The organism is Citrobacter sp. CK191 (assembly GCF_030333435.1).
GTDB lineage: Bacteria > Pseudomonadota > Gammaproteobacteria > Enterobacterales > Enterobacteriaceae > Citrobacter_B > Citrobacter_B koseri.
The window spans coordinates 671021-679460 of sequence record NZ_JAOWFX010000034.1; the positions used below are offsets into that span (position 1 = coordinate 671021).

Annotated in this window: 10 protein-coding genes; 4 read left to right on the forward strand and 6 right to left on the reverse strand. The window is 52.7% G+C overall.

All coding sequences use genetic code 11. The annotated features are described in order from the left end of the window. The first annotated feature begins 101 nt into the window (after positions 1-101). From OGV82_RS22810 to nlpE, 3 genes are read left to right on the forward strand one after another with little or no spacing between them, the layout of a single operon-like run. Positions 102-647, forward strand: coding sequence for a YaeQ family protein (locus OGV82_RS22810; RefSeq protein ID WP_047458789.1), 546 nt, complete (start codon positions 102-104; stop codon positions 645-647). Next, complete coding sequence (gene arfB / locus OGV82_RS22815) at positions 644-1066, forward strand: alternative ribosome rescue aminoacyl-tRNA hydrolase ArfB (RefSeq protein WP_012133965.1); 423 nt, start codon at positions 644-646, stop codon at positions 1064-1066. The genes OGV82_RS22810 and arfB overlap by 4 nt, the downstream gene beginning before the upstream one ends. A gap of 30 nt (positions 1067-1096) precedes the next feature. Then, entirely contained in the window at positions 1097-1801 is a 705-nt protein-coding gene (gene nlpE / locus OGV82_RS22820) for an envelope stress response activation lipoprotein NlpE (RefSeq protein ID WP_012133964.1), read from the forward strand. A 59-nt stretch (positions 1802-1860) separates the two neighbouring features. Here nlpE and proS read toward each other — a convergent pair whose 3' ends face one another. From proS to metN, 6 genes are all read right to left on the reverse strand, one after another. After that, entirely contained in the window at positions 1861-3579 is a 1719-nt protein-coding gene (proS, locus tag OGV82_RS22825) for a proline--tRNA ligase (protein WP_012133963.1), read from the reverse strand. A gap of 110 nt (positions 3580-3689) precedes the next feature. Next, positions 3690-4397: a tRNA (N6-threonylcarbamoyladenosine(37)-N6)-methyltransferase TrmO gene (gene tsaA, locus OGV82_RS22830; protein ID WP_024130680.1), complete on the reverse strand. Its 708-nt coding sequence runs from the start codon at positions 4395-4397 to the stop codon at positions 3690-3692. Beyond that, positions 4394-4798, reverse strand: a complete 405-nt coding sequence (gene rcsF / locus OGV82_RS22835) for an envelope stress sensor lipoprotein RcsF (RefSeq protein WP_012133960.1) — start codon at positions 4796-4798, stop codon at positions 4394-4396. The genes tsaA and rcsF overlap by 4 nt, the downstream gene beginning before the upstream one ends. A gap of 118 nt (positions 4799-4916) precedes the next feature. Continuing rightward, entirely contained in the window at positions 4917-5732 is an 816-nt protein-coding gene (metQ, locus tag OGV82_RS22840) for a methionine ABC transporter substrate-binding lipoprotein MetQ (RefSeq protein ID WP_012133959.1), read from the reverse strand. Positions 5733-5771: 39 nt separating this feature from the next. Beyond that, entirely contained in the window at positions 5772-6425 is a 654-nt protein-coding gene (locus OGV82_RS22845) for a methionine ABC transporter permease MetI (protein ID WP_012133958.1), read from the reverse strand. After that, complete coding sequence (gene metN, locus OGV82_RS22850; RefSeq protein ID WP_012133957.1) at positions 6418-7449, reverse strand: methionine ABC transporter ATP-binding protein MetN; 1032 nt, start codon at positions 7447-7449, stop codon at positions 6418-6420. Before metN ends, OGV82_RS22845 begins: the two co-directional genes overlap by 8 nt. 189 nt (positions 7450-7638) lie before the next feature. On the opposite strand from metN, the gene gmhB reads away from it, so the two are divergent. Continuing rightward, positions 7639-8205, forward strand: coding sequence for a D-glycero-beta-D-manno-heptose 1,7-bisphosphate 7-phosphatase (gene gmhB, locus OGV82_RS22855; RefSeq protein ID WP_047458784.1), 567 nt, complete (start codon positions 7639-7641; stop codon positions 8203-8205). Positions 8206-8440 lie beyond the last annotated feature (235 nt).

Genomic DNA, 8440 nt, shown 5'->3' on the forward strand with positions numbered 1-8440 from the left:
GCAATATCAGCAGGTTGACGGCGCAGGTATACGACATCCGTTAACAGCCTTTTGACGCAGATTTCGCTACAATGTGTCCCTGATTCGAAAGGAGTTCTCTCATGGCGCTTAAAGCGACGATTTATAAAGCCGTAGTCAATGTGGCGGATCTTGACCGCAACCAGTTTCTTGACGCGGCATTGACGCTGGCGCGTCACCCTTCTGAAACGCAGGAGCGCATGATGCTGCGCCTGCTGGCCTGGATTAAATATGCCGATGAGCGCCTACAGTTCACGCGTGGTCTGAGCGCAGAAGATGAGCCTGAGGCATGGCTGCGTAACGACCATCTGGGGATTGATTTATGGGTTGAGCTGGGGCTGCCGGATGAGCGCCGCATTAAGAAAGCCTGTACTCAGGCTGCGGAGGTTGCGCTGTTTGCCTATAATAGTCGTGCCGCGCAAATCTGGTGGCAGCAGAACCAGAGTAAATGCGCGCAGTACGCTAACCTGTCCGTGTGGTATCTGGATGATGAGCAACTGGCGAAACTGAGTGATTTTGCTGGCCGAACCATGACGTTGCAGGCAACGATTCAGGATGGCGCCATCTGGCTGTCGGATTCTCAGAATAATCTGGAAATTCATCTGACTGCATGGCAACAGCCTTCATGATTGTCATCTCCCGAAATGTCTCGATTCCCGACAATGAGCTGGAAATCACAGCCATTCGTGCGCAGGGAGCGGGTGGACAGCACGTTAATAAGACCTCAACGGCTATCCATTTGCGCTTTGACATTCGGGCCTCTGGCCTGCCAGAGTATTATAAGGAACGTTTGTTGGCTGCCAGCCATCATCTTATTAGCAGCGATGGCGTCATTATTATCAAGGCGCAGGAGTATCGCAGCCAGGAGCTCAATCGGGAGGCGGCTATCGCCCGGCTGGTGGCAGTCATCAAAGAATTAACCGCAGTGCAAAAAAGCCGACGGGCAACCCGCCCTACGCGCGCGTCGAAAGAACGCAGGTTGTCATCGAAGGCACAAAAATCCACAGTGAAGGCGCTTCGCGGTAGAGTTCGTCGTCCTCAGGAGTGACGAGCGGGGATAACATTTCATAAGGAATTTATGGTGAAAACAGCGATATTGTCAGTAGCGGCAGCATGTACGCTCTTTGCCTTGATCGGATGTAATAATCGTACTGAAGTGGAGGCGCTACAGCCGACGCAGACGGCAGAATTAAAACCGATGCAGCAAAGCTGGCGTGGCGTATTGCCTTGCGCAGACTGTGAAGGGATCGAAACCTCTTTGTTCCTGGAAAAAGATGGAACATGGGTGATGAATGAACGTTATCAGGGCGTTCGTGAAGAACCCTCTTCGTTTGCCTCGTATGGCACCTGGGCGCGTACAGCCGATAAACTGGTATTGACCGACAGCAAAGGCGAGAAGTCTTACTATCGTGCGAAAGGCGACGCTCTGGAAATGCTTGATCGTGAAGGTAATCCGATTGAGTCGCAGTTTAATTACACGCTTGAGTCGGTGTCTGCCAGTTTGCCCGTAACGCCAATGCCGGTGCGCGGCATGTATTTCTATATGGCGGATGCGGCGACCTTTACCGATTGCGCTACCGGGAAACGCATGCCGGTGGCGAACAATGCTCAGTTGGAACGTGATTATCTGGCGGCACGAGGCGCTGCGGAAAAACCGGTATTATTAACGGTGGAAGGTCACTTTACGCAGGAAGCCAACCCGGATACGGGCGCGCAGGTAAAAACGCTGGTGGCCGATAAAGAGATTAAATTCGTTCCTGGACAGGATTGTTCCAGCAAGTAATTGCGGTATCGACCTCGTCTGGACATTAAAAAACCCCGCTAATGCGGGGTTTTTTGTGTTTAGCCTTTGATGGCTTTCACCAGGAAATCGACGATCTCGCCAGTTTTAATCAACTGCTTCTCGCCGTTACGACGGTATTTGTATTCAATATCGTCGTTGTCCAGGTTACGGTCGCCCAGCACGATAGTGTGCGGGATGCCGATCAGTTCCATATCCGCGAACATGACGCCCGGACGCTCTTTACGGTCATCCATCAGCACTTCGATGCCTTGTGCGCGCAGTTCGCCGTACAGTTTTTCCGCCAGTTCCTGCACCCGGAAGGACTTGTGCATATTCATCGGCAGAATGGCAACCTGGAATGGCGCGATGGCGTCAGGCCATACAATACCGCGTTCGTCGTAGTTCTGCTCAATCGCCGCCGCCACCACGCGCGTTACCCCGATACCGTAGCAACCCATCGTCAGGATCTGGTTACGACCATCTTCACCCTGTACGGAGGCTTTCAGCGCTTCGGAATACTTGGTGCCCAGCTGGAAGATATGACCCACTTCGATGCCGCGCTTAATCAGCAGCGTGCCCTGGCCGTCCGGGCTTGGATCGCCTGCCACGACGTTACGGATATCGGCGACTTCTGGCGTCGCGACATCGCGATCCCAGTTGATGCCGAAGTAGTGCTTACCGTCGATGTTGGCGCCTGCCGCGAAATCGCTCATTACTGCAACGGTACGGTCTATCACCACCGGAACCGGCATATTTACCGGGCCGAGAGAACCCGGGCCGGCTTTCACCAGCGCACGAATCTCTTCTTCTGTGGCGAAGGTCAGCGGGCTGGCAACCTGCGGCAGTTTTTCCGCTTTCACTTCGTTCAGTTCGTGATCGCCACGTACCAGCAGAGCAACCAGCGGGTAGCTGCTTCCTTCAACCGCTTTCACCAGCAGCGTTTTGACGGTTTTCTCAATCGGCAGATTGAACTGCTCAACCAGCTCCGCGATGGTTTTCGCGTTTGGCGTATCAACCAGCGTCATCTCCTGGCTGGCAGCCGCGCGCGGCGCTTTCGGCGCAACGGCTTCGGCGAACTCAATGTTAGCCGCGTAGTCAGAAGAATCAGAGAAGATCACATCATCTTCACCGCTTTGCGCCAGTACCTGGAACTCGTGGGATGCGTTACCGCCGATAGACCCCGTGTCTGCCTGTACCGCGCGGAAATCCAGGCCCATACGGCTGAAGATTTTGCTGTAAGCGGCATACATCGCGTCGTAAGTTTCCTGTAGTGATTCCTGAGAGGTATGGAAAGAGTAGGCGTCTTTCATCAGGAACTCGCGGGAACGCATTACGCCGAAACGCGGACGTACTTCGTCACGGAATTTGGTCTGGATCTGGAAGAAGTTCAGCGGCAGCTGTTTGTAAGAGCTGAGTTCGTTACGAATCAGGTCGGTGATAACTTCTTCGTGAGTCGGGCCGAGTACGAACGGACGCTCGCCACGGTCAACAAAACGCAGCAGTTCCGGGCCGTACTGTTCCCAACGACCACTCTCTTGCCACAGGTCAGCAGGCTGAACCACTGGCATTGACACCTCGATGGCACCGGCGTTATTCATCTCTTCACGCACGATGTTTTCGACTTTTTTCAGGACGCGCAGGCCAGTCGGCAGCCAGGTATATAACCCGGAGGCGAGCTTGCGGATCATCCCGGCGCGCAGCATCAGCTGATGGCTGATAACCTCGGCGTCGGCAGGTGTCTCCTTCAGAGTGGAGAGCAGATATTGGCTAGTACGCATGTTGTTACGGTTCCAGTTGGACGATCGAACAGGCTCAACGCGAGCCTGACACAAAAAAAGTGATTTAGTTTACCAGCGAGAAAGGGATGTCAAAAGAGAAGGGCGTGAAATTAGCGGGGTTCCAGCGCAAAGACTTCAAAACCCTCTTCGGTGACGCGCCAGCGCACGTTGAAATCGTGCAGCCAGACGGCGTACGTTTTACCTGTCTCTTCACCTTTACGATAGGCGGGACGCGGATCTTGCGCCAGCACTTCGCCGATAAATGTTTTCAGTTGCGGGTAACGTTGTTCAAGCCGTGAAAGCTGTTGGTCAATGTCGGCCGTGAAGCTGACGTGCATCTCTGCCACAGGCGCCTGTTGCGCGTAGCTGGCCGTTGCGCCCGGTAATGACTCGGCAAACGGCAGGTAGGGTTTGATATCAATAACCGGCGTACCATCAACCAGATCCAGGCTGCCCAGCTTCAGGATGACTTTCTCTTTCTGACAGACAATCTCTTTCAACTCAACCAGCGACATGCCGACAGGGTTAGGGCGAAAGGTGGAGCGGGTCGCGAAGACGCCCATCCGGGCATTGCCGCCGAGACGGGGAGGGCGAACCGTCGGGCGCCATCCGCCCGCCATCGTCTGATGAAAGACGAAGATTACCCACAAATGGCTGAACGCTTCCAGACCGCGAACGGCATCGGCCTGATTATAGGGCGCAACAAGATGCAGTTCGCCGTCGGCGCTTTTTACCAGACCAGGCTGGCGCGGGACGGCGAACTTTTCTTTATAGGGGGAGCGAATAACGCCTATTTGCTCGAACTGAAAACTGCTCATTTAGCCGAGATGTTAAGGGCGGAACCGATGCAAACAGCCTGACGGTAGCAGCCTGGCGTTCCACTGGTGACTTCGCAGCTGTGCAGCAGTACAGCATTCGCCTTCATTTTAGAGGCGTTAATCTGCATGCGTTTACGTGCCGTCGGGATGCTCGGCGGGGAATCCTGATTAGATGCCTGGCAGGAGTCACCGCTGACTTCGCCAAGATCGCGGAACGGTTTACCCACTAACTCTTCGGCGTTGGTGTAAATTCGGACCGGTGCGGCACGCGGCGCTTTCGGTTTTTCCGACTCCGCTTTTGGCGGGGTTGCGGTGCTTTGAACGGGTTCAACAGGGGATCTGCTTAGCATGGAACAACCGCCCAGCATGAGTGCCAATAAACAGATCGGTAAAGCACGCATAATATTTCCTCAATGAATGATCTAATCGTCAGATATTGAATCAGGAGCTTGCATAAATGACAAGACGGGCAAGCGCCCGTCCTGAATGATATTACAGATTGTGGAAACCGCCTAAAAATTACCAGCCTTTAACAGCACCGCCGTTGAAGACTTTATTCGCGGCTTCGTAGACTTCGTCAGACTGATAAGCCTGAACGAATTTCTTCACGTTCTCTGCGTCTTTATTGTCTTCACGCGTTACGATCAGGTTAACGTACGGGGAATCTTTATCTTCCACGAAGATACCGTCTTTTGCCGGCGTCAGGTCAATCTGGCTGGCGTAAGTGGTGTTAATCACGGCCAGAGCAATTTGCGCATCGTCCAGAGAGCGCGGCAGTTGCGGTGCTTCCAGCTCAACAATTTTCAGGTTCTTCGGGTTTTCGGTCACGTCCAGAACGGTTGGCAGCAGGCCAACACCATCTTTCAGTTTGATTAATCCTACTTTCTGCAACAGTAGCAGTGAACGACCAAGGTTAGTCGGATCGTTTGGTACGGCTACCTGAGAACCATCCTGTAGCTCATCAAGTGATTTGATTTTTTTGGAATAACCGGCAATCGGATAAACAAAGGTATTGCCAACGGCAACCAGTTTATAACCGCGATCTTTGATCTGCTGATCCAGGTACGGCTTGTGCTGGAAAGCGTTCGCGTCGATATCGCCTTTGCTTAACGCTTCGTTCGGTAATACGTAGTCGTTGAACGTCACCAGCTCAACATCCAGACCGTATTTTTCTTTCGCTACTTTTTGCGCGACTTCCGCTACCTGCTGTTCAGCGCCGACAATCACGCCCACTTTGATGTGGTTCGGATCTTTTTCATCCTGGCCGCAACCCACAAGTGCCAGAGAACCAATCAGGGCTCCCACTGCCGCAAAGGTTTTAAATTTGAACGCCATGCTTATTTCCTTAATGAGTCATTTGTGTTGTGTTTAATGTTACTTGTGCGTCACTGCCCGAACGATGCGATCGCCGGATAACTGAATTAAATAAACCAGAACGACCAGTAATACCAGCACCGTATTCATCACGGTAGCATTGTAGCCAATGTAACCATACTGATAGCCAATCTGACCGAGTCCGCCAGCGCCAACGGCGCCGCCCATAGCAGAGTAGCCCACCAGAGTGATCAGGGTAATGGTTGCGGCATTGACCAGACCCGGTAATGCTTCCGGCAGCAGCACCTTACGCACGATTTGCAGCGGCGTGGCCCCCATCGCACGGGAGGCTTCGATCAATCCGGTTGGGATTTCCAGCAATGCGTTTTCCACCATGCGGGCGATAAACGGCGCGGCGCCGACGGTTAACGGCACAATCGCCGCCTGCAAACCGATGGAGGTGCCGACAATCACACGGGTAAACGGAATCATCCATACCAGTAAGATAATGAACGGGATTGAACGGAAGATATTGACGACCGCAGAGAGTGTGCGGTAGAGCTTCGCGTTTTCAATAATTTGCCCTGGACGCGTAACGTACAGCAGTACGCCAACCGGCAGACCAATAACAAAACCAAAAAAGCCGGATACAAAAGTCATCGCCAGCGTTTCCCAGACGCCGCGCGCCAGTAACCACATCATCGCCTCAGACATAACCCAGTACCTCTACTTTCACATGGTGTTCCTGCAACCAGGCAATTGCGGCTTGCGTCTCTTCTTGCGTGCCGTGCATTTCCGTCAGCATGATGCCGAACTTCACGCCGCCTGCGTAATCCATCTGCGCGCTAATAATGTTGTTGTTCACATTGAAGCGGCGGGCCGTCTCAGACAGCAGCGGGGCGTCTACGGATTGTCCGGTAAATTCCATACGCAGCATGGGGACGCTGTCCGCATACGGCTCCGCTTTTAAACGTTCCAGATAATCTTCCGGGATATCCAGATGCAATGTGGACTGGATAAACTTCTGCGCCAGCGGCGTCTTTGGATGGGAGAACACTTCGCTGACCGTATCCTGCTCAATCAGCTCTCCGTTACTGATAACTGCGACACAATCGCAAATGCGCTTAACCACATCCATCTCATGAGTAATAAGAAGAATGGTCAGGCCAAGGCGACGGTTAATATCTTTCAGCAGTTCCAGAATCGAACGGGTCGTTGCCGGATCGAGGGCGCTGGTGGCCTCGTCGCACAGCAGGACTTTGGGATTGCTGGCTAATGCGCGAGCAATCGCCACACGCTGTTTCTGGCCGCCGGAAAGGTTGGCCGGGTAGCTGTCGTGCTTATCGCCGAGCCCTACCAGATCCAACAGCTCTGTGACGCGGCGTTTAATCTCGTCTTTCGGCGTATTGTCCAGTTCCAGCGGCAACGCCACGTTGCCAAAAACGGTACGTGAAGCTAACAGGTTAAAATGCTGGAAAATCATGCCAATCTGGCGACGGGCTTTCGTCAACTCAGATTCAGAAAGGGTGGTCAGCTCCTGGCCGCCAACCAATACGCTCCCTTCCGTGGGACGTTCCAGCAGATTCACACAGCGAATGAGTGTGCTTTTACCGGCGCCGGAGGCGCCAATAACGCCATAAATTTGTCCGGCAGGGACATGCAGGCTGACGTTGTTCAGCGCCTGAATGGTGCGAGTCCCCTGTTGGAACACTTTGGTGATATTCGAAAGTTTAATCATTGATTATTTATTATCGTAATTAAGTTAGCCGTGGCATTTTCTTCTGCCTGATACGGTCGAAGCCGTCAACAAAATGGATGTTAAGGCATCCAGACGTCTAAATCAATCAGGCTTTCGATGATGAGCACTTTCTTGCTCGCTGAAACATGCGATACTAACGGCACATGCCTTATTCAGGAGCTATAAAAGGTGGCAAAGTCCGTACCCGCAATTTTCCTCGACCGTGATGGCACTATTAATGTGGATCATGGTTACGTACATGAAATCGATGAGTTCGAGTTTATTGAAGGCGTCATTGACGCGATGCGTGAACTGAAAAAGATGGGCTTTGCGCTTGTCGTTGTTACCAACCAGTCTGGTATTGCGCGCGGTAAATTTACGGAAGCGCAGTTCGAGACGCTGACCGAATGGATGGACTGGTCGCTGGCAGACCGCGATGTCGATCTGGATGGCATCTATTATTGTCCGCATCATCCGCAGGGCAGCGTAGAAGAGTTCCGTCAGGCGTGTGATTGTCGTAAACCGCATCCGGGGATGCTTATCTCTGCGCGTGATTTTCTGCACATTGATATGGCCGCGTCTTATATGGTGGGTGACAAAATAGAAGATATGCAGGCGGCGGCAGCGGCAAATGTTGGTACGAAAGTATTGGTACGCACCGGCAAGCCCGTTACGCCTGAAGCAGAAAATGCGGCAGATTGGGTGTTAAATAGCCTTGCTGACCTGCCATCGGCGATAAGAAAGCAGCAAAAATAAGCGTTATGATTAAAAGATGAGCGGTTGAGATAAAAATGCATTTTTCCGCTTGTCTTCCTGAGACGACCCCCTATAATGCGCCTCCATCGACACGGCGGATGTGAATCACTTCACACAAACAGCCGGTTGATTAAAGAGAAAAATCCTGAAATTCAGGGTTGACTCTGAAAGAGGAAAGCGTAATATACGCCACCTCGCGACAGAGCGCTAAAGCGCGTCGCAACTGCTCTTTAAC